Source organism: Fodinibius sp. GM108, from assembly GCF_058386985.1.
On sequence record NZ_JBYEIR010000001.1, the window covers coordinates 643027 to 664164 of the forward strand.

The window sequence follows — 21138 nt, forward strand, 5'->3', positions numbered from 1 at the left end:
ACATATCGTGTTTTACAAGATCCAAATAAGTGTAACTAGCAGTTATTAAGGCTTTTGACCTCTATAGCGACAACATAATTTCAATTATTATGTATATTCCAATCCGAAGGATCAGTATTACAAAATTATTCTGTTTCACTCTCTTGCTTTTGCCATTGGTTTCGGCAGCCCAGCTGAATACGGATGTTGATGAGGATCAAATTGATAAAATTTTTAGTGAATGGAATCAGCCCGGGACCCCGGGATGTGCTGTTGGGATGTATCATGAGGGAGAGCTTCTGTTTAGCAAAGGATATGGAGAAGCAATACTGGATAACAACGATCCGATAACGCCACAGACTGTCTTTTACGCTGGTTCGGTATCCAAACAGTTTGCATCTGCTGCAGTCGTCTTGTTGAGCCTGAAAGGAGAGGTTGACCTGGATCGTCCAGTAAAAGATTATATTCCGGAGATGCCGTCATATCCGGATAATCCCGATCCGACAGTCCGGCAGCTTATCCATCATACCAGCGGAATTCCGGACTTATACTCTCTTCTATCCCTATATGGATTAGATCTGGAGAACGTTGTTCCATTTGAGAGAATGGTGGAAATTATAGCCAGTCAGTCCCATCTGAATTTTGAGCCGGGCAGTGAATATATGTACAGCAACAGCGGCTACACTCTGTTGGCCGAGCTGGTGAATCGTGTTTCAGGACAAACCCTGCGAGAATATACCAGTGAGCATCTTTTTGAACCTTTGGGAATGGAGAATACGCACTTTCATGACGACCGCAACCATGCATTTGATAACAAAGCTCTCAGTTATCAGCCGAAAGATAACGGCGAATTTGAATTAAGCTATTTGCAGAATTTTGAAGGCGTTGGTCCCGGTGGATTGTATACCACGGTCGAGGATCTGTTAAAATGGGATCAGCAGCTTACCAGAAATCGTCTTTCCAATGCGGATGGATTTAATGAGCTGATGCACCGCCGCGGGATCCTAAGCAACGGAGATACGCTTGATTATGCTTTTGCCCTGCAACATGATGAATACAAGGGACAGAAAACGGTAGGGCACAGCGGCACTTTTATGGGTTTTAAAGCTCACTACTGGCGATTCCCTGATCAACAATACGGTTCGGCGCTATTGTGCAATCTTGGTGATATTAACCCTTCGGAGCTGAACAGAAAGCTGGCTGATTATTTCATGGCAGATCTCTTCGAAAAATATTTAAACAAGTATGTAGGAACGTATCATAGTAAGGATTTAGATCTGAATTATAGGTTGCAACTTAAAGACAATCAGCTGTTTCTGGATCGGGAGATGTCCCCCTCAGGCACTTTTAAGTATGTGGACAGGCATACTTTTCGCTCAGGCGGCTGGGAGATAGAGTTTAAAGAATCTGTAGACGGCAATATAGAGGGTTTTTCGATCTCATCGGGAAGAGCTAACAATATCTATTTTGAAAAAGAACAGTGATCATTCACCGAAGGTTATACAGCAATTCAGAAAATTGGCATTCAAATTGATTATATCAGAATGAAACTTACAGACAGCAACGGTTTAAAACTATTTATAATTGGATTGGTTAGCCTGCTTTTTGCCAGTTGTGCTACCTTGTCTATCGGTCCGGCTGAATATGACACCGTAATCATCAACGGCAAAATTCTGGATGGTACCGGCAACCCCTGGTTTTCTGCGGATATTGCTATCAATGATGATGAGATAGTGAAAATCGGTGATCTTAAGGATGCCAAAGCACGCAGAACAATTGATGCCGAAGGTAGGTATGTGACGCCCGGCTTTATTGATGTACACACCCATACCGCTTCGGGACTGACGGATCCGGAGCTAAGCAGTGCAGAGCCGAAGTTGCGACAGGGTGTTACAACAGTGTTTGTTAATCCTGATGGAGGAGGAGCTGTTGATGTTGAAGAGCAGCGCGAAGAGCTGCTGGAGGATGGGCTCGGAATTAATGTTGCCCAGCTAACTGCACATGGATCAATTCGGAAAGAAGTAATGGGTATGGAAGATCGAGCTCCGACTTCTGAAGAACTGGAAGAGATGAAACAGCTGGTTCGAACGGGAATGGAAAGCGGTGCTTTTGGAATGTCGAGCGGACCTTTTTATTCGCCGGGCAGTTATGCATCCACAGGTGAGCTGATTGAGCTCGCTAAAGTGGCGGCGGAGTTCGGAGGTGCTTACACCAGTCATATTCGGGATGAATCGAATTATACTATAGGACTCGAAGCATCTGTCAATGAAGTAATTGAAGTCGCGGCGGAGGCCAATCTACCGGGCGTAGTTACACATATTAAAGCGCTTGGTCCGCCGGTCTGGGGAAAGTCGGAAACAATTGTGGACAATATAGAAAAGGCACGATCAAAGGGCATCGAAGTTTATGCCGATCAGTATCCCTACAAAGCTTCGGCAACGGGATTGATTTCTGCATTGGTGCCACGATGGGCTGAGGAGGGCGGATATGATTCGCTGAGAGTTCGGCTGGAGGATTCAGAACGACTTGAAAGAATTAGGTCGGCCATGGAGGAGAACCTGGAGCGCAGAGGTGGTCCCGATCGCATACAGTTTCGCTATTATGGTCCGGATTCTTCGATTGAAGGAAAGACACTTGAAGATGTAGCAGACAACAGAGACGAGAATGCATTAGATACCGCCATAGATTTGATCAAAGAAAGCGGTCCGGGCATCGTTTCCTTTAACATGAACGAAGATGATGTGCACCGATTTATGCGCCAGCCGTGGACGATGACCAGCTCCGACGGCGGCCTTGTCCAGATGGGAGAAGGCGTGCCGCATCCGCGGAATTACGGTACATTCCCGCGGAAAATTCGAAAGTATGTATTGGAGGATGAGGTGGTCGGGCTTACAGATGCGATACGGAGCATGACCACCCTTCCGGCACAGGTTTTTGATCTTCCGGACCGGGGGCAGATTCGTAAAGGAGCAAAGGCGGATATCGCGATTTTTGATCCGCAAGAGCTGAATGACAAGGCTACATTTCAGCAGCCGCATCAGCTTTCGGAGGGCATAGAATATGTGCTGGTGAATGGAAATATAGCACTGGATAGCGGCAACTTATCCTCTGAACGATCGGGAAGAGTATTGCTTCATGCGGACAGTAGTGAATGATAAAGAGCATTAGTTAAATTAAAAGAACGCTTTAGTGTTTAAACTCTTAATAAACATCGCTGCTGTCATCCCCGAATCCCACATTATTGAATTTTAACCGCTAAAGGCGTTAATAACATAAACCTTTACTAATTAGACCTCATTTTTCTACAATACAATATTATTAACCGCAGAGGAACCGGAGGGAATCGCAGAGTTACCTCAGATCTCAGAGGATGTTTGTATACCCTCTGCGTTATTCTCTGCGCAACCTGTGGTTCAGATTTTAACAATTGAACTCTTTGATAAACATTCTAAATACACTTATAACTCAAATAACATTTATAAATGATTAAAGTAGTACATATTGGCGTCGGTCCGCTGGGCCAGAAAGTTGTAAATTATGCACGTGAGCGAGAAGGGATTAAAATTGTAGGAGCGGTCGATCTGGATCCTCAAAAAGTTGGCAAGGATCTGGGCAAACTTTGCGGATCGGACGCGCTGGATATTCCCGTTAAAAAAACATTAGACGAAGTGCTAAGTGAGCAGGATCCCGATGTTGCCGTAGTTACGACGCTTTCGAGCCTGGAAAAAATAGAGGATCAGCTGATCGAGCTGGCCGAGGCTGGATTAGATATTGTATCCACTTGCGAAGAGCTTTCATATCCGTGGGAAACACAGCCCGACGTTGCGCGGCGAATCGACGAAGCTTGCAAACAAAATGATGTCAGCTGTCTTGGTACAGGCGTGAATCCCGGTTTCCTGATGGATTATCTGCCTTCGGTGTTAAGCTCAGTCTGTCAACAAGTAGAAAAAGTCACGATATCGCGCGTTCAGGATGCTTCATCGCGGCGTATTCCTTTTCAGCAAAAAATCGGGGCCGGGCTTACCGATGAGCAGTTCAAACAAAAAGAGCAAAATGGATCACTTCGTCATGTTGGACTGCCTGAATCTGTTTATATGATAGCAAGTGCCATGAACTGGAAATTGGATAACGTTGAGGAAACGCTGCAGCCAGTGCGTGCTAAAAAGCATATCAGTTCTGGCTACGCGGAAATTGAAGAGGATAATCCCAGTGGTGTTGAGCAGATCGGAAGAGGATTCATTGATGGCGAAGAAAAAATAACATTGCACTTTCGGGCGGCAGTGGGCGAAGAAAAATCTTATGATAAAGTCGTAATTGAAGGGACACCAACGTTCAGCTCTGAAATTGAAGGCGGAATTAATGGCGACATTGCCACCAGCGCCATCACCGTGAATGCAGTGGCATCGGTTAAAAAAGCAGGCAGCGGACTCAAAACGATGCTCGACGTGCCGGTTCCATCCTGCTTTTCGAAAGTTTAATCTGCCCTTTCGTTTTCGTAATATCAGTGCAGCATTTCTAATTAAATAGGATATCAATGGCCACAGATACGTTAGACAAAATTTCCAAAGGCAATAAAATTAATCTTGGGATAGCTCTGATCGTAATAATCCTGGGAGTCATCTTTGCCGGACAATTTCCGGAGCAGGGTGACCATTACGGTTTCTGGTCGGTATTACCACCGGTTATAGCTATTGTACTGGCATTTTGGACCAGAGAGGTTGTTAGTTCACTCTTCGTTGGAATCGCGCTCGGTGGGGTGATATCGGGGAATATAAATCTCGTGGACGCCTACTTGATTCCCTCTATAGGGACCGAAGATTTTGCCCTTATTTTGCTCGTATATCTGTGGTCGCTTGGGGGGCTTATCGGCATATGGACACGCACAGGCGGCGCACAGCGTTTTGCCGATTGGGCCAGTGCCAAGATGGTCCGCGGGCCTAAAAGTGCGAAATTCTTCACTTGGCTCATGGGATTGGTTTTCCATCAGGGTGGGACAATTAGTACAGTATTAACTGGGGCTACAGTACGACCTATTTCGGATGAGCAAGGGGTTTCTCACGAAGAAAGCTCATATATGGTAGACTCGACGGCGGCACCTGCAGCCACGGTGATTCCGTTCAATGTTTGGCCTATCTACATTGCGGGCTTGGTAGCGGGGTCAATTCCTATTTTCCAGAGTAATCAGGATGTTATAACCTTTTTTATACAGGCTATTCCATTTAATTTTTATGGAATTATTGCAATTCTGATGACTCTGCTATTTGCCTGGGAGCTGTTGCCCTGGATTCCAAGCAAAAAGATGCGAGAAGCCATGGTCCGTTCTCGTGAAACTGGGAAATTGGATCGTGATGGATCAGAGCCTATGTCTTCGGATGAGCTTACCGAGATGGATATACCCAAAAACTACAGTTCGGGTCTTGTGGACTTCTTTGGTCCCATAGGTACTCTGCTGGGCGTAGCAATCGTCCCCTATATTGTTACCTTTTATTTTATGGGTCAAAGAGAAGATCCCACACTGCTAATTGCTGAAGCTTTTGTGCTGGCTGTACTGGCGGGTATGTTTATCGCTTTGGCAAAAGGTATGGATCTTAAAACGGTAATGGATGGTTTTGTGGATGGCTGCAAGGGAGTGACCATTGGCGCTATCGTACTGGCACTGGCGGTGACGCTTAAAGAAGTGGCCGACTCGGTCGGAACCGCCGAATATGTGGTTGAGATGGTTGGTCAGGCTATTACACCTGTTTTTTTACCGGCTATCTTAATGGGATTATGTATGCTTATTGCTTTTGCGGCAGGGACATCCTGGGGAACCTATGCAGTAGTGTTTCCGGTGGCAATGCCGTTGGCATGGACGGTTATGCCTGATGAGTTTTTTATTACACTCTGCTTTGGAGCTGTTGTTGGAGGTGCTGTCTTTGGTGATCAATGTTCACCCATTTCGGATACCACTATTCTGTCATCACTAGCGACGGGCAGTGATTTGATGGATCACGTCCGAACGCAGATTCCACTGGCGTTAACTGCGGCAGGACTGAGCGCGGTTCTTTATACGCTGATGGTCATGTTTTTCGTCTGATTTTAACTTCGGGCGGGTGTGATCCAGGTAAAAAAGCAGGCAGGAAAAGTTCCGAGGGAGTTGTACTCCCGAGGATATAGGTTCGCAGGTACAACCTCCTCACAACTCTAAAGGGCTCAGCGAACCTCTGCGAGTCCTCTGCGTTACTCTGTGGTTAAAAATCCGCACATGCATAACACGAGTATCTGCGCGTGCTGTTACTAGCTTTTCAGCTCAGAAGTGCAGTGCGGGCAGCGAGTGGCTTCAACAGGAATATCCGAGAAACAATAGTTGCACTTTTTGATCGTCGGTGTAACAGGCTCGGGTTTTTCTTGCGGACGTTTTAACTTATTGACGTATCGGATGAGGACGAAAACGGCAAATGATACAATCAGGAAACTGATCAGCGTATTGAAAAACACCCCGTAATTTAGCGTAACAGCACCTGCTTCTTGTGCGGCTTTCAGCGTAGGGTATGGTGCGGATGTAGTTCCTTCCTTAAGCACAAAGAAAAATTCGGAGAAATCGACGCCTCCCATTAGTAACCCCAGCGGCGGCATAAGCACATCTTTAACCAGAGATTGAACAACGCCTGTAAAAGCAGCGCCTATAATTATCCCCACCGCCATATCCACCACATTGCCCTTTACAGCAAACTCTCTGAATTCTTTTATCATCTTCATTTTTACAATTCAGGTCTTGATTGATATCCCTATGCTCCTATCAGATTACAAAACTATACCTTTAAAACCGATCGAAAGATGAAGTACACAGGTTTTAAAGAGTTCTGGCTCTTCTTAATAGGTACAGGTTGTTAGTCCTGTGGAATAATGGCTGAAATATGATTGAAGTTAAGATAGATGTCTTCAATCTCTTCGCCATCGGCCCCCTTGATTTCCACTTTGTCGAGCACTTCATTAGAATTGACAGATTCGGCTTCAATAGTAGTAGTGACTCCGCTTTCGAAGATGATTTTGTATTCAGTCATTCCTCGAATATCTAATTCGGATTAATTACTATTCTTCTTCTGTCTCAGGTCTACCTGCTTGTTCTTTTGGTTGTTCGTTTGATTTCCCGTCGGTTTTAGCTCTGCTATCCTGTTGATCTGTATCTTTTGCTTCTTCTGATTTATCAACCTCCTCTGATTCATCCTCTTCATCTTCACCGTTCAGCCATTTCATGACTACTTTACCGGACACTTCTTCGTTTTCAATCAGCTCATCGGCAAGCTTATCAAGGATATCCCTGTGTTCTTTTATAGCTGTTAGAGCTCGATCATATGCTTCTTTGAGAATACGCTGGACCTCTTCATCAACCTCGCGGGCCGTGCTGTCGCTGTAATCACGCTGACTGCCCATCTGTTCACCAAGGAAAACCTGTTCACGCTGGCCTCCAAAAGCAATATTGTTAAATTTTTCACTCATACCCCAGTCAAGCACCATCTTGCGGGCAAGTTTAGTAATCTGTTTTAAATCATTTTCGGCACCGCTGGTAGCCGTATCAAAGATGAGATTTTCAGCAGCTCGTCCGCCCATCATTACAGCCATACGGTCGAGCATATATTTTTTCTCATAAAGCAGTTTTTCTTTTTCCGGAAGCTGCATAGTAACGCCCATTGCTTTACCGCGAGGAATAACCGTTACCTTGTGAATGGGATCAGCATTTGGAAGTACAGCAGCTACGATAGCATGTCCGGCTTCGTGATAAGCCAATAACTTTTTCTCGTGATCAGAGAGGTTGATCCCCTCGCGCTTAAGGCCCATCATTACTTTATCACGAGCCTGATCGATATCTTGTTGTTCTATGGCTTTACGCTTATATCGTGCTGCGATTAAGGCTGCCTCATTCAGCAGGTTTTGCAGATCAGCGCCGCTAAAGCCGGGTGTTGATTTTGCAATTTCCTCCAGATCGACTTCGTCGGAGAGTTTTTTATTCTTTGCGTGAATTTCCAGAATCTGTTCGCGGTGCTCCTGGGTAGGCAAGTTTACGGTTATCTGGCGATCAAAACGACCAGGGCGTAATAGTGCTTTGTCCAGGATATCGGGACGGTTGGTAGCCCCCATAACCACAACGCCTTCATTCGGTTCGAAACCATCTAGCTCAGCAAGCAACTGGTTGAGCGTTTGTTCTCGTTCGTCGTGTCCGCCACCGAGGCCGGCTCCACGTTTACGGCCGATAGAATCAATTTCATCTATAAAGATAATCGCCGGAGCTTTGTCCTTGGCCTTGTTAAACATATCGCGAACCCGTTTGGCACCGACGCCTACGAACATCTCCATAAAATCAGAACCTGTAATCGTAAAGTAGGGAACCCCTGCTTCTCCAGCTACAGCGCGCGCCAGCAGAGTTTTGCCAGTACCGGGAGGTCCCACCATAAGCAAGCCCTTGGGAATTTCTCCACCCAGAGAATCAAATTGATCAGGATTCTTAAGAAAGCTGATAATTTCCTGTAATTCAGTCTTGGCACCTTCTAATCCCGCCACATCATCAAAGGTGGTATCTACCTTTTCAGCATCCTGCAGCTTGGCTTTGCTTTCGCCAATTTTGAACATGTTTTGTCCCTGCATACGCATTTGTCGGAAGAATTGTATGCCGATGAAAATCAGAAAAATAAGCGGCAAGCCCCAGAGCAGTACTGTCCACCAGTCGAAATTACTTTCAGGAAGGGTTCTAACCTGAACTTCATGTTCCTCCAGCAGGGTATTGAGTTCGTCATCACCGAAAGAGGGCACATAGGTGGTAAATGATTCGTAGCGGGTAGTGTCGTTGTCGGCAGCTTTCAACGCGGTTTTTTGCTTCAGTTCTCCGTTTATTTGATCACCGCGTACAGTAACTTGTTCCACATTGTCGGATTTTACCTGATTGCGAAACTCACTGTAATCAATAGTAGGAGTTCCCCCGAAGAGTCCGCCTTCTTGCGAACTAAACAGCCAAAATCCAAGCAGAGCTGCGATAACTATCCAATAGAATGTATATTGGTGTTTGCCGCCCGGACCTTGAAGTCCTTTATTATTTTTTTGAGATTTCTTTTTATCTGATTGTTGCTTCTTATTCTCAGGCATAAGGTGGTATTAAGTAAGATCAACTAAAGTTGGGATAAATATTCATCACATTCAACGAAAGATAAAGTGATTGTATTCCATCTTTCCATTGCTGAATATATGAAAAAAGCCTCTGAGGCTATCAACCACCAGAGGCTTGAGAGAGAGATTCATGATTCTTGAGTGAGTCGGGAGGGGATCGAACCCTCGACCCACGGCTTAAAAGGCCGTTGCTCTACCATCTGAGCTACCGACTCTCCTGCTTAAAAGAGAGTCCAAATATACAGGTTTAACGGGGGTAATTTCAAATGAATTTTTGTAATTTTCTTAGCTGATCAAACCAACCGTTGAAAGCCGTTTTTTGTCTGTTGTTTTATGGCTAAGTTTCCCTTTTTGCATAAATATAATTCTTAATTCCGACTCATTGTCAAAAGAAATCTTAGAGCGTGCAAATGTTCATCCTATTCAAATTTCTACTCCTTTTGCCGTAGGAGACGTATTTTGCTATCTCATTACAGATGATAAAACGGTGCTTGTTGATACCGGACATTATGCTGAAAATGCTTTTGAAAAAGTTCTTAAGGAATTTGAAAAACATAAACGGGCTGTGCGAGATCTGGACGAAATTTGGCTTACCCACGGACACCCCGATCATTTTGGACAAGCAGCTAAGCTGGCGGAGCGTTCGAATGCTCAAGTTTATGCGCATCCAAAAGAGCGGGCAAACTTAGCGGGAAATGATGACGGGGAGCTATTTGATGATTTTTTTCGTAAACATCGTATTCCAGATGATTTTATCCAACAGATGATCGACCAGCTTGATTGGCTTCAGCAGTTTCAGCTGCCGATTGAACCGAAATGGGTTGAGGAGGGCACAACGCTAAGTAGCGGTAAGCTGTCGGCGGAGGTATATCACACACCTGGACATGCACCCGGACACCTTTCCTACACAACCAATCAGGATATCATATTTGGCGGAGATCTGCTCCTGGAACATATAAGTACAAATGCTCTTATCAATTTTGATCCCGATACTAAAAAGCGTAATAAAAGTTTACTGCAATATCGGGAATCACTGAAGTGGATATCTATGCAGAATGGAGTAGTGCTGCCGGGGCACGGTAAAACAATCGAGCGGGTCGGAGAAGTCGCTAAACATCATTTGTCAGAACACAAAAAACGATACCAAAAAATTCAAGGGCTGCTGCAACAACAACCAATGAGGTTGATGGAGTTATCTTACCGGATGTTTGAGGATGCAATTGCAAACGGAGCTATTTTCCTGGTTCTTTCTGAAGTATTGGGGTATCTGGATTGGGGTATTGAAGAAGGGAAAATTCAGCTGGATCAAGAAACGATGAAGTACTATAGAAATTTAGAATGATGAATTTGGAATTACGAATTAGGAATTATTTTTGGGAAATTTGACAATTGTGTTTGCTATAAACAAGATACCTGTAACCTGTAACCTGTAACCTGTAACCTGTAACCTGTAACCTGTAAATCATGGCTACTATATTTACAAAAATCATTGAGGGCGAAATTCCGTGTCACAAAGTAGTGGAAACCGATGATCACATTGCATTTTTGGATATCAATCCGATTGCAGAAGGGCACACGCTTGTTGTTCCAAAAAAAGAGATTGACTACTTCTTTGATTTGCCTGATGAATTATATCAGAGCACAATGGATCTTTCCAGGACGATTGCTCATGCCATTGATGAGGCGCTTGATCCGCTGCGAACAGGAGTGATTGTACAGGGATTAGAAGTACCGCATGCTCATTTGCATCTTATTCCACTCTACAAAACAAACCAGGTCATGGCACTGGGACATAATGTGGCAGTGAGCGACGAGCGTATGGAAGAGCTGGCAGAACAGATCGCATCAGAGGTGGAGATATGAAACTGTCTGTTTTGAATGGGCCTAACCTTAACATGTTGGGCAAACGTGATCCCGAACAGTACGGAACCGAGACACTCAAAGATATCGAACAGTTGCTTATCGATTCATTTCCCGATCATGAGATGGTGTTTTTTCAGAGTAACCTGGAAGGAGAACTGGTGGAGTCGATTCAGTCGTTGGCAGACAGCGATAGTGACGTTGATGGCGTTTTAGTCAATTTTGGCGGTTATTCTCACACTTCAGTTGCCATTCGTGATGCTTTGGAATTAGTTGATATTCCGATTGTAGAAGTTCATTTGTCCAACATCCATGCGCGCGAAGAATTTCGCGAGAAAACGCTTACCGGGGCTGTAGCCGATGGAATTATAACCGGATTCGGCAAGCAAAGCTATGTATTGGGGGTATATGCACTTGAAAAATTAATACGTAATGCGTAATAAATTACGAGCTTCAAGCTTGTTCCTGATTGTCAACTGAATAATTAGCAGGTAAACACCCTCTTTTTGAAGAAACTACGAGAACTCCTTTCTGACACTCTTGTTTACGGCATCAGCAATGTACTGGCGCGGTTCATCGGTTATCTGCTTGTGCCCCTGCATACCGATGTCTTCAGTACGTCACAGTATGGAATTGTCAGTCTGGTGTATGCGGCACTCGTTTTTTTGAATGTGATTTTCACCTTTGGCATGGAGTCGGCCTATCTGCGTTATGCCAAAGAGCGCGAAAATGCCAAAAATGTATTCAAGACAATTCAGTTGGGATTGGGTGCGCTTGCTACGGCACTGGTTGTCATTCTAATATTTTCGGCACCACTTCTGATGCCCACCATGAATTTGGAGGCTACAGGCAGCCAAAATTTGTACTGGATGATGCTGGGCATCCTATGGTTTGATACTATGGTGTTGGTTCCTTTTGCAGAGCTGCGCCTTGTACGCCGGCACTGGCTTTTTGCATCTCTTAAAACAGGAAATATTCTCGTTAATGTGGGACTACAGTTCTACCTGATTCTGGAGCTCAGTTGGGGAATCGAAGCCGTCTTTTTTGCCAGCTTGATTGCATCGGGGCTTACGGCTTTTGTCATCTGGGCGGCGACGGCACGCATGTTATCGGGATCGTGGGACACGCCGATTCTGCGAAAAGCGCTCTATTTCGGACTGCCGTTTGTCCCGGCAGGATTGGGCTATGCGATCAACGAAACACTCGATCGCTTTTTCCTTGGAAATTACCTGTCGCAGTCCACGGTCGATCAGCTTTACGGCGGTAACATGGTGCCCGACGATATTGTGGGGATTTACAGTGCTTGCTACAAAGTTTCAGTTTTTATGCTATTGCTGGTACAGATGTTTCGGATGTCTTGGCAGCCCTTCTTCTTACGTCATTCTGATGATCCTGAGGCGAAATCACTTTATCGCGACGTATTTATCTACTTTAATGCTGTAGCCGCAATCTGCTTTCTCGTAGTCGCGTTGTTTGTCCAGCAGATCGTGCAAATACGAATTCCTTTCCTGGATGCCTATCTCGTGGGAGAGAATTTTTGGATGGGTCTTAACATCGTCCCAATTCTGCTTGGGGCCTACTGGTTTCAGGGATGGTATATGAATTTTTCTGCAGGTATATTCATCGAAGAGGAGACGAAAATATTGCCTGTTATAACCCTTATTGGAGCTGGAATTACTGTAGTAGCCAATCTCATATTAATTCCATATATGGGCATGATGGGTTCGGCGACAGCCACGCTTATCAGCTATAGTACAATGGCGATGCTTCTCTATTACAAAAGCGTGCAGATTTATCCCATCAACTACCAACTGCTGCGGGCTTTTATGATGATGATATTGGCAGCCGGAGCATATCACTTTTTGCCCTGGGTAATAGAGTGGTTCGATTCGGAATGGACGGGTCGCTTCCTGATGTTAATAATTAGTAGCGCAGGGATAATCATGTTATCTATCCCAAATTATTTCAGTAGTAAATAGACAATATTGATTTCCGATTCGATTTAGGAGAGAGAGCCTGCGCTTTTCTAAAATTATTAGAGAAAGAATTAAGAAACTATTTGGAGATAATATTATGGAAGGTAAAGTAGGTATTTATGTTGATGCAGTAAATGTAACAATGAATGGCGGTTTTGGTCTACGATATGATATTCTTCGAAAATTTGCCTGCCGTGATAGTGCAACTCCTTCCCGGATGAATGTGTATTTGGCTTACGATGAGCAGCGAGCCAAGGAAGATGAGTCTTACAAGAATAAGACAAGACGGTTCAGCGAGGTGTTGCGCGACTTTGAGTATAAAGTAATTAAAAAGCCGCTGCAGTATTATCGGGATGAAGAGACAGGCGAAACTATTACAAAATCGACCGTGGATATGGATATGGCGGTGGATATAGTTACGCAGGCTGATCATCTTGATAAAGTGGTGCTGCTGACGAGCAACGGTAGCTATGTAAGTGTGGTGGATGCCGTTCAGCGAAAGGGTGCTCGTGTTGAGGTTATCGGCTTCGATAATATGTCGGGTAATCTCAAGAAAGAAGCCGATATGTATATTTCGGGATACTTAATTCCGGGATTGTTGCCGATAGAATCTCCCTATGCCTGGGGTAAGCCGGGATCTCGGGTACGCGGTGTTTGCTACGATTTTTCTCATAACGACGGATATGGTTTCTTGCGCTTTCTCGTTGATATGAATGAAAATCTATGGGTTACGGATTCCCGTTTCGAGGAGTCTCCATACAATACTGTATTTGCTCATATTTCGCAGTTCGAAGATAATTTTGATACCAGTTATCTCCCCAGCCGCGATCTGATATTTGAATTTGATCTGGTGGAGAATGAAAAAGGATTGGTAGCCGAAGATATTATCCTCATAAGTGCCCCGTAACCCGTAGGTCGGACAGCCTGTTGTAATTTTTTTAAGTCCGTTTCTTCTTATGGTGAAAGCAGAAGGCGGACAAGCTGTGCGGCCTTTTGAATTATATAAGGCTGCGACAGGAGTGATATAACATAGCTAGCGCGGGATTTAAATCCCGCGCTTTGTGTTTTTAATTCTTGCCGGCACGGGAATAAATTCCCGCGCTAGTTATTTCTTTGGTATAAAAAAGGACGCGGAGCGACTGATGCGAGATAAGATTTAAGATTAATGATCTCGTCCCGAATGCTCTGCGTCGGGACGAGGGGAAAACACTCTGCGTTTGATTTAGCTGTGCAACTGATAATGGGAAGCTGAACAAAAATTATTAGTGAAAAGAGTTAGAAATCACTCATTAACTAGTCATTAAATTCCACTACATCTGCTCTTACAGATACTTTGGGTTGTGTATAAAGGATTAAGTTAAGTGCGTCAGTATCAAAGCGCACGTTTACAAGTGCTAAATTACGCCCTTCTACTTCACCATATTCTCCCCTGAAGTTGCGCCACAAGTCCTCAATAGCTTCACCATATATCATTCCACTTCCGGAAACCCGCGCGATGGCGAATGTCTGCATTTGCTGTGTACCTATTCCAGAGCTTAAACCAAGAAGGTATCCGGATGTGGCTTCACCGGCTACATTCGTAGCGACGATCTCGTAATTGTTTTCTGAAAGCTGAACTTCGGTAAGGTTAGCGGAATAAAACGCCCCCGTTGAACTGCAGCTGGATATGAAGATTGATAGAAATAAAACGGTTGCCAGATGTTGGAATATTTTCATGATGAATATATTTGTTCTTAAAGGTATTTATTTTAAGACTATAGCTGCAATAGTAAACAGAGTACTTACAGCAATTATATAATGAAGTTACTACGTAGGATGGGGATATTAGTTTCTTAATTTGTTTCAATTTGGATTTTTTTCGATAGCGCGAACACCTGTTCTTCGAAGCTTTAGTGTGCTGATGAATACTTTGTTCATCATAACGCGGCCGCGTGTTAGTATTAATACGCTCGGGCTATAATCTTTTTGTCCAAGAGATGTTGACTTTTGGTTTCTTGTGTCTCAATAATTTTTATTTCTCTGGCGCGGGAATAAATTCCCGCGCTAGCAATATTGAGAAAGTTAGGGTGATGAATACTGTAAGGAATTTGTTTCTCAATAGTCTTAACAATAAAGACAGAATTATTCAGTAATTTTACTCGACATGAAAAGTTATTCATCAATATGGATTCATTGTATTTGGACAACTAAGGATCGTCAACCATTATTAGATAAGAGATTTCGTATTCAAGTGTTCAAATTCATCAAGGAGAATGCTCTGAAAAATGAATATGTGGTGGATGTGATCAATGGTGTTGAAGATCATGCTCATTGTCTTTTACGGCTGCTTCCTAATCAGAAGTTGTCTGACCTTCTTAAACAAATAAAAGGCGCTTCCTCCAGATATATAAATGAAGGTAATTATCTTAAAGTCAAATTTGGTTGGCAGGTGGGATACGGGGCTATTTCAGTCAGTCCTGATGATTTGGATAAAACTAGAAGCTATATAATCAATCAGAAAAGACATCATCAGCATTGGAAACTAGAAGAAGAGCTGAACAGATTTAAATTTTATAATGACTGAAACTTTCAAAGCTGTGGATGGAATTTTAAATCATCGCTACCAATTGCTGCTTTTTTGAAAGTCTGTCATGTTTTCCGATGAATGACTCTTGGCAAAGAATGGGCTTTACACTATACATAATAATTTCGCCGCCGGCACGGGAATAAATTCCCGCGCTAGAATAGTTCCGAGGAAGAATCATTCCATCCTTAAGAAGAATCATTCCATCCTTAAAAAGAAAAAGGGCTCCGGTATGGTCTGCGGAGCCCTTTTTAAAATGCAAGTAGTGAAGAAGCCTAAGTCTTCATTTATTTGCGATTTATTTTTCCATCAGCTGACGGAACTCTTGGAGAACAGAGTGAACGTGATCAGCCGATTCATTTAAAAGATCTCGTTCTTCGTCGTTTAAGTCAACCTCGATTATTTCTTTAATTCCGCCTTTACCCAGTTTAACGGGAACTCCGAGGAAAAGATCTTCCTGTCCATATTCGCCGTCGAGATATGCAGCACATGGGAAAACACGGTTTTGATCGAGCATGATAGCTTCAACCATCTGTGCAGCTGCTGCACCGGGTGCGTACCACGCAGAGGTACCCATCAGATTGACAAGTTCGCCGCCGCCGCCTTTGGTGCGGTCAACAATTTCTTCGAGCTTGTCATCATCAATAAACTGGGTAACCGGCATTCCGCAAACCGTGGTAAAGCGCGGCAGGGGAACCATAGTATCTCCATGGCCGCCGAGCAGCAGTGCCTGAATATCTTTTGGAGAGACACCGATTTCTTCGGCAAGAAACGAGCGGTAGCGAGCCGTATCCAGAATTCCGGCCATACCCATAACACGGTGAGACTCAAATCCACTTGTCTCGAGTGCCACCTGAGCCATTACATCCAGCGGGTTAGAAACAATTATTAGAATAGTGTTGGGTGATTGCTCGACCAGGTTGGTAACAACTTCTTGAACAATATTGGCATTGGTTTCGAGCAGATCATCGCGACTCATTCCCGGCTTACGAGGTACGCCGGCGGTAATAACGCATACATCCGATCCGGCGGTATCTTCATAATCAACTGTCCCGGTAAGCTTTGTATCAAATTGATGAATAGGCGACGATTCCCACTGGTCGAGAGCCCGACCTTTGGAGGGATAAATTTTTTCACCGTTTTTCTCTTGCACGATATCAACCATTACTACTTCTTTGGCAAAGTCGCGTTGCGCCAGAGCCATAGATACGGTTGAGCCGACATTTCCACCGGCACCGACAACTGTTACTTTCATGAGACTAATAATTTTAGAAGTTAAAAATTTTAGGTTTAAGATAATGTTTTCTCTCCTGAATATCAGGACGTGTTACGGGTTGAAAAGTTGAAGATAGATGTTGGAGGTCGGAAGTTGGAACTTTGATAGTCTGAGTCTTGACTAAAAGTTTAATAGGAGGTCCAGTCTTGGTGTAGTTTGTATAGCATCTTACCAACAGTATCCAATTCGTATCAGATCCTTGAACTCATCCTCGGATAAATACTGGCAATCTTTAGCAAAGTTTATCCAATTTTTGGTTTCTGCATTTGAGCCCAACGCATGTATCAAGTGTTGCTTAAAGTAATTTTCATACTCTCGTTTAGCCCAACCCTCTGTAATATTCGAACTCACAGATCGTGACGATCTAATCACTTGTGAAGTGAGCGAATATTTTTCTTCTTGAGGAAATTCTCTGCTCTTCCAGAATATATTCATGGCTAATTGATAGGCTCGTTCGTACACCTCAAGATCTTCATAAGACTTAATCATAATACTCTCCTGATTTAATTAAGGGTTAATAGATACTACCTATATAAATGTTCGGATATAGAATTTCCAGCAATTTATTATCTTCAATTTCTAAGCCCCAACTTCCAGACTCCAACCGCTAGCCTCCAACCTCCAACTTCTAGCCTCTATTCCGCGAATCCATGCCCCACATCAGCTTGTTACGAAGTGTATCAAAATAGTTTTGGTTGGGTAGTTCTATCAGTCCAATTGTAAAGTTTGATCGTTTGATATTGACATGAAAGGGATATGAGGCGATCTCTTTTATCTGACCATCGTATGAGAACAGTACATCGTGCTCCTGTTTTTCAACAGTAATTTTTAGGTTCTTATCAGAAGGCAGTACCAGTGGACGCGTTGTGAGTGTATGAGGATTAATCGGCGTTACCACCATGACATTGGTATTGGGCATCACGATGGGACCACTGGAGGAGAGATTATAGGCTGTAGAACCTGTGGGAGAGGCGACGATCAGTCCATCAGCCCAATAATTATTGATAAACATCCCGTTATATTCTGCACCTACATTCACCATCGAAGTGGAATCTCTCTTTGAAAACAGGAACTCATTTAAAGCATGATAGATATTCCCATGGTTATCTTCTGCTTCCAGCAAGTAGCGTTTTTCAATACGATAATTTTCCTCGAGCAGGTATTCCAGCGCCTGGTATAGATTCTCTTTCTGTGTGTTTGCCATAAATCCCAGTCGCCCCGTGTTTACGCCCAGAATCGGTTTGGGGATACTCTTGACCAACCGGGCGGTGTAGAGCATGGTACCGTCACCGCCGAGAGCTATTACGATATCTGCTTCGTCAATAGCTGATTCTTCATCATCCATAACCACAGCCGACGCATGCTCTTCGCCATCGTACAGCTCTTTCAGTTCAGCACTGAAAAATACCTGCACATCTTGATCGTCAGACCAGTTAAGCAGATCAATGAACGGTTCTTTGACAGAATATTTTTGAGGATTTGCTATGACAGCAAATTTCATAGTCTATTAATTTAGATTTTCTTCAGCCGGCAGTGTTACCCCGCGTAAATTGAACCACCACGGAAATGCATTAAATTCAAGATTTTCAATTTCAGATCGCTGGAGTGCCAGATGCTGGACCGAAAATCGGAAAAGTTCTTGATAGTTGTTCAATTGGCTGTTGGGGATGAGCGGAAATTTTTGGGTGAAAAGTAAACCGGTGTCGCGGAAAGGGGCTCGTATATCCATCATCTGTAGTTGAACATCATGCCGCTCGCGTAGCGTTTCAGAAAGATTGCCAAGATACGTTTTTACAAATGGATCATCCGAAAATACCGTCAAAATTTGATCGGGTAGTTCTGGTGCTGAAGTAATGGTTGTATCATTTATCGGTTGTGCTGTTACCAGATCATTATAAAATTGATTAAAGTAATTTGAGTCAGCAGCTAACTGGGAAAGCGTGCTGGTATTACCGGTTGTTAGATTGGCGTTAGGATTGTATTGCAATACATATTCTGTTTGTCCGCCGGGTTTTTGGAGAGTGTAACGTTCAGCATAGGTAGAAGATAGTTCACCATTATCGTTGATAAGCTCTTCCATCAGCTGGGGACCAAGCTGTGGTATCAAATAGATGTCACCGGCTGCCATTGCTTTAAAAAGAGCAGACTCCGATGTAATTGAGATGATATCTACCCGGTTCAGATCCGTATCAGAAGCTGCATAATAATTTTCAAACTTAGAGAAAATAAACGTTGAGTCACTTCGCTGTGATGATAACTCGAAAGGACCGGTCCCGACAGGTGTGAATGACTCGTTAGGCTGATCAACCGCTTCTTGCGGATATATGACGGCCAGAGGCGTTGCCAGTTTTTTAAGGAATTGAGAATCTTGATTCACCAGTTCAAAAACAACCGTACTGTCATTGGGTGTTTGAATGCCTGTAATGCCCGTTAATTTGCGATCAGATGGATGGTAAATATTGCGTTGCTCGCTGAAAAAAGGATCAAAGCCCCGGATATCCATAAACATTTGCGCTGCCGTAGGCGGCACTCCTGCCCGGGCCATTCGTTCAAAAATAAATTTGATATCCTCAGCTACCATACGTCGTCCCGTTCCCGTGCTGAAGGCGTTACTATCGTGATAAAAAATATCCGTCCGAAGCTGAAACGTATATTTTAGCGAATCATCACTGACTTGCCAGTTTTGAGCCATACCAGGTACAGGCGATCCGTTGTCATCCAATCTCACAAGTCCTTCATAAAGCAATTGTACAGCACGCATTTCCGCGGCATTGTCGGCAAATAAAGGATCGAGTGAAGTAATTGGGTTGTACTCACCTATCACCATCTTTCGAAAACTTGCCTCCTCGACCGAAGCGTCGTCGGCCGTGTCTGCAGGCGCGGTAGGTTTCGGGTCTTTATCAACCACCACCGTTTCGGGCTGGGAGCATCCCACCCATAAAAAAACAAATACAAAAGCTGTACATAATGTGTAAGAAGAGATAAATGATTTCATATTAGCGGCTAACTGATGTATAATTAATCCTCTGACTGTTTTTTGCCTTTAAGTCCTTTGATTCCCTGTACAGCCTTTTCATCCAGTAAATTCGTATCATATGAACGAATGCGCCCTACTTTTTTCTGATGCTGATCAGCAGCGATATCAACTAATTCTAGCATTAATTCTCGCATATTCATTCCACTTTCCTCCCAAAGGTAAAAAGAAAATGAGCCGGGAATGGTGTTAATCTCGTTAAAATAGATCTGATCGGTATCGCCATTAACTAAAAAGTCGAGTCGTGCGACGCCGCTGGCCCGGAATAGTTTGAAAATTTTAGAAGACAGCGACTGGATTTCTTTTGTCATTTCATCTTCAATATCGGCCGGGATCACGCGGTCAGCCGAGGCCATGCCTTTTTGGCTGCCGTCATCGGACTGATACTTATCTTCAAACGAGAGCGTTTCTTCTTGTCCCAGCGGCCGTTCGCATACGCTGGTTTTTCGATTTTGTGGCGTTCCCAAAACCGAGCAGTTAATTTCAACCAGCGGAGTAACTGCCTTTTCAATCATCAGGTTATCATCGTAGCGGAATGCTGTTTCTATAGCTTCTATGAGCTCGTTTTGGTTTTCAGCGCGGGCGACGCCAATGCTGCTGCCCAATCGCACTGGTTTAATAATGACGGGGTAGCTTAGGGTGTCAGCAAAATCCAGCACTGTTTGTTGATTTTCTTCCCACTCACTTTCATAAAAATCAAAACCATCGACTACGGGAATATCATGAGCACGGCATATTTCTTTGGCTTTTACCTTATCCATCCCCAGACTTGAGGCAAAAACACCGCTGCCGGCATAGGGAATGTTGTACATCTCGCACGTACCCTGAAATGAACCATCTTCGCCTTCCGAGCCGTGGAAAGCGGGAATTACTGCGTGAATGGAATGGCTGTCCGCAGAGCCGAACCATCCTTTTTTTTCTGTTTCCATCAGGATGGGTTTGCCCATATCATCATGAGAAAAAGTGCAGTGTGTAGCTTTATTTTTGAGCTCATCAAGGTCTTGAAAGTTTTCGATATCGAGCAGTGGATCTCCTGTCAGCCACCGTCCTGATTTTGATATGTACAGTGGAATGAGATTATAACTTGTTTCTTTGAGAGAGGCAATTACCTGCATTGCGGAGAGGACCGAAACCTCGTGCTCGGGAGAGATTCCGCCAAACGCTACAACTACATTTTTTGAGCTCATAAGATAGTGTCGTATTAAATCCTGTTTTTTGTAATGATAAGAAAAGATCGTCTCATATGTGAGATTCCTGTAAACACAAAAGCCTGATGATTGCTCATCAGACTTAGGTTAAAAGTATTCCGGTC

Annotated in this window: 19 protein-coding genes and 1 tRNA gene; 10 read left to right on the forward strand and 10 right to left on the reverse strand. The window is 43.9% G+C overall.

Features of this window, described 5'->3' with window-relative positions:
- Positions 1-143: 143 nt before the first annotated feature.
- From ACT3ID_RS02790 to ACT3ID_RS02805, 4 genes are all read left to right on the forward strand, one after another.
- Complete coding sequence (locus tag ACT3ID_RS02790; RefSeq protein WP_491540452.1) at positions 144-1463, forward strand: serine hydrolase domain-containing protein; 1320 nt, start codon at positions 144-146, stop codon at positions 1461-1463.
- A 60-nt stretch (positions 1464-1523) separates the two neighbouring features.
- Positions 1524-3134 carry an N-acyl-D-amino-acid deacylase family protein gene (locus tag ACT3ID_RS02795; RefSeq protein WP_491540453.1) on the forward strand — a complete coding sequence of 537 codons (1611 nt, stop codon included), beginning with the start codon at positions 1524-1526 and terminating at the stop codon, positions 3132-3134.
- 327 nt (positions 3135-3461) lie between these two features.
- On the forward strand, positions 3462-4457 hold the full coding sequence (locus ACT3ID_RS02800) for an NAD(P)H-dependent amine dehydrogenase family protein (protein WP_491540454.1): 996 nt from the start codon (positions 3462-3464) through the stop codon (positions 4455-4457).
- Positions 4458-4513: 56 nt separating this feature from the next.
- The gene (locus ACT3ID_RS02805) at positions 4514-6055 is read left to right on the forward strand and encodes a Na+/H+ antiporter NhaC family protein (RefSeq protein ID WP_491540455.1); all 1542 of its coding nucleotides are present in this window, start codon (positions 4514-4516) and stop codon (positions 6053-6055) included.
- Positions 6056-6255: 200 nt separating this feature from the next.
- Here the strand turns inward: ACT3ID_RS02805 and mscL are convergent, their stop codons facing one another.
- The 4 genes from mscL to ACT3ID_RS02825 all read right to left on the reverse strand — a co-directional run bounded on the left by mscL (position 6256) and on the right by ACT3ID_RS02825 (position 9332).
- Positions 6256-6711 carry a large-conductance mechanosensitive channel protein MscL gene (gene mscL / locus ACT3ID_RS02810; RefSeq protein WP_491540456.1) on the reverse strand — a complete coding sequence of 152 codons (456 nt, stop codon included), beginning with the start codon at positions 6709-6711 and terminating at the stop codon, positions 6256-6258.
- Positions 6712-6848: 137 nt separating this feature from the next.
- Complete coding sequence (locus ACT3ID_RS02815) at positions 6849-7022, reverse strand: hypothetical protein (protein WP_491540457.1); 174 nt, start codon at positions 7020-7022, stop codon at positions 6849-6851.
- A 28-nt stretch (positions 7023-7050) separates the two neighbouring features.
- Positions 7051-9096 (reverse strand): ATP-dependent zinc metalloprotease FtsH, encoded by a 2046-nt coding sequence (gene ftsH, locus ACT3ID_RS02820; protein ID WP_491540458.1) that lies wholly within the window; start codon positions 9094-9096, stop codon positions 7051-7053.
- A 163-nt stretch (positions 9097-9259) separates the two neighbouring features.
- A tRNA-Lys gene (locus ACT3ID_RS02825) sits at positions 9260-9332 on the reverse strand.
- 167 nt (positions 9333-9499) lie between these two features.
- On the opposite strand from ACT3ID_RS02825, the gene ACT3ID_RS02830 reads away from it, so the two are divergent.
- The 5 genes from ACT3ID_RS02830 (at position 9500) to ACT3ID_RS02850 (ending at position 13860) form a co-directional block, all read left to right on the forward strand.
- Entirely contained in the window at positions 9500-10459 is a 960-nt protein-coding gene (locus tag ACT3ID_RS02830; protein ID WP_491540459.1) for an MBL fold metallo-hydrolase, read from the forward strand.
- A 122-nt stretch (positions 10460-10581) separates the two neighbouring features.
- Positions 10582-10980 carry an HIT family protein gene (locus ACT3ID_RS02835; RefSeq protein ID WP_491540460.1) on the forward strand — a complete coding sequence of 133 codons (399 nt, stop codon included), beginning with the start codon at positions 10582-10584 and terminating at the stop codon, positions 10978-10980.
- Positions 10977-11417, forward strand: coding sequence for a type II 3-dehydroquinate dehydratase (locus tag ACT3ID_RS02840; RefSeq protein ID WP_491540461.1), 441 nt, complete (start codon positions 10977-10979; stop codon positions 11415-11417). Before ACT3ID_RS02835 ends, ACT3ID_RS02840 begins: the two co-directional genes overlap by 4 nt.
- Positions 11418-11483: 66 nt before the next feature.
- A complete protein-coding gene (locus tag ACT3ID_RS02845; protein ID WP_491540462.1) occupies positions 11484-12956 on the forward strand; it encodes a lipopolysaccharide biosynthesis protein in 1473 nt (490 codons plus the stop codon).
- 94 nt (positions 12957-13050) lie between these two features.
- Positions 13051-13860, forward strand: coding sequence for a LabA-like NYN domain-containing protein (locus ACT3ID_RS02850; protein WP_491540463.1), 810 nt, complete (start codon positions 13051-13053; stop codon positions 13858-13860).
- Positions 13861-14246: 386 nt separating this feature from the next.
- Here ACT3ID_RS02850 and ACT3ID_RS02855 read toward each other — a convergent pair whose 3' ends face one another.
- Positions 14247-14669 (reverse strand): DUF6567 family protein, encoded by a 423-nt coding sequence (locus tag ACT3ID_RS02855; RefSeq protein WP_491540464.1) that lies wholly within the window; start codon positions 14667-14669, stop codon positions 14247-14249.
- Positions 14670-15096: 427 nt separating this feature from the next.
- Here ACT3ID_RS02855 and tnpA point away from each other — a divergent pair, with 427 nt between their 5' ends.
- A complete protein-coding gene (gene tnpA, locus ACT3ID_RS02860; RefSeq protein WP_491540465.1) occupies positions 15097-15516 on the forward strand; it encodes an IS200/IS605 family transposase in 420 nt (139 codons plus the stop codon).
- Positions 15517-15814: 298 nt separating this feature from the next.
- Here the strand turns inward: tnpA and mdh are convergent, their stop codons facing one another.
- The 5 genes from mdh to ACT3ID_RS02885 form a co-directional block, all read right to left on the reverse strand.
- Positions 15815-16771 (reverse strand): malate dehydrogenase, encoded by a 957-nt coding sequence (gene mdh, locus ACT3ID_RS02865; RefSeq protein WP_491540466.1) that lies wholly within the window; start codon positions 16769-16771, stop codon positions 15815-15817.
- Between the two features lie 189 nt (positions 16772-16960).
- Complete coding sequence (locus ACT3ID_RS02870; RefSeq protein ID WP_491540467.1) at positions 16961-17281, reverse strand: four helix bundle protein; 321 nt, start codon at positions 17279-17281, stop codon at positions 16961-16963.
- A gap of 139 nt (positions 17282-17420) precedes the next feature.
- A complete protein-coding gene (locus tag ACT3ID_RS02875) occupies positions 17421-18293 on the reverse strand; it encodes an NAD(+)/NADH kinase (protein ID WP_491540468.1) in 873 nt (290 codons plus the stop codon).
- Positions 18294-18299: 6 nt separating this feature from the next.
- Positions 18300-19787, reverse strand: coding sequence for an ABC transporter substrate-binding protein (locus ACT3ID_RS02880; RefSeq protein WP_491540469.1), 1488 nt, complete (start codon positions 19785-19787; stop codon positions 18300-18302).
- 23 nt (positions 19788-19810) lie between these two features.
- Positions 19811-21013, reverse strand: coding sequence for a D-alanine--D-alanine ligase family protein (locus ACT3ID_RS02885; protein WP_491540470.1), 1203 nt, complete (start codon positions 21011-21013; stop codon positions 19811-19813).
- Between the last annotated feature and the right edge of the window lie 125 nt (positions 21014-21138).

Coding starts and splice junctions, on each gene's coding strand:
- ACT3ID_RS02795 (WP_491540453.1), top strand. CDS start 1,524: ATGAAACTTACAGACAGCAACGGTTTAAAACTATTTATAATTGGATTG.
- ACT3ID_RS02800 (WP_491540454.1), top strand. CDS start 3,462: ATGATTAAAGTAGTACATATTGGCGTCGGTCCGCTGGGCCAGAAAGTT.
- ACT3ID_RS02805 (WP_491540455.1), top strand. CDS start 4,514: ATGGCCACAGATACGTTAGACAAAATTTCCAAAGGCAATAAAATTAAT.
- mscL (WP_491540456.1), bottom strand. CDS start 6,711: ATGATAAAAGAATTCAGAGAGTTTGCTGTAAAGGGCAATGTGGTGGAT.
- ACT3ID_RS02815 (WP_491540457.1), bottom strand. CDS start 7,022: ATGACTGAATACAAAATCATCTTCGAAAGCGGAGTCACTACTACTATT.
- ftsH (WP_491540458.1), bottom strand. CDS start 9,096: ATGCCTGAGAATAAGAAGCAACAATCAGATAAAAAGAAATCTCAAAAA.
- ACT3ID_RS02835 (WP_491540460.1), top strand. CDS start 10,582: ATGGCTACTATATTTACAAAAATCATTGAGGGCGAAATTCCGTGTCAC.
- ACT3ID_RS02840 (WP_491540461.1), top strand. CDS start 10,977: ATGAAACTGTCTGTTTTGAATGGGCCTAACCTTAACATGTTGGGCAAA.
- ACT3ID_RS02850 (WP_491540463.1), top strand. CDS start 13,051: ATGGAAGGTAAAGTAGGTATTTATGTTGATGCAGTAAATGTAACAATG.
- ACT3ID_RS02855 (WP_491540464.1), bottom strand. CDS start 14,669: ATGAAAATATTCCAACATCTGGCAACCGTTTTATTTCTATCAATCTTC.
- tnpA (WP_491540465.1), top strand. CDS start 15,097: ATGAAAAGTTATTCATCAATATGGATTCATTGTATTTGGACAACTAAG.
- mdh (WP_491540466.1), bottom strand. CDS start 16,771: ATGAAAGTAACAGTTGTCGGTGCCGGTGGAAATGTCGGCTCAACCGTA.
- ACT3ID_RS02870 (WP_491540467.1), bottom strand. CDS start 17,281: ATGATTAAGTCTTATGAAGATCTTGAGGTGTACGAACGAGCCTATCAA.
- ACT3ID_RS02875 (WP_491540468.1), bottom strand. CDS start 18,293: ATGAAATTTGCTGTCATAGCAAATCCTCAAAAATATTCTGTCAAAGAA.
- ACT3ID_RS02880 (WP_491540469.1), bottom strand. CDS start 19,787: ATGAAATCATTTATCTCTTCTTACACATTATGTACAGCTTTTGTATTT.
- ACT3ID_RS02885 (WP_491540470.1), bottom strand. CDS start 21,013: ATGAGCTCAAAAAATGTAGTTGTAGCGTTTGGCGGAATCTCTCCCGAG.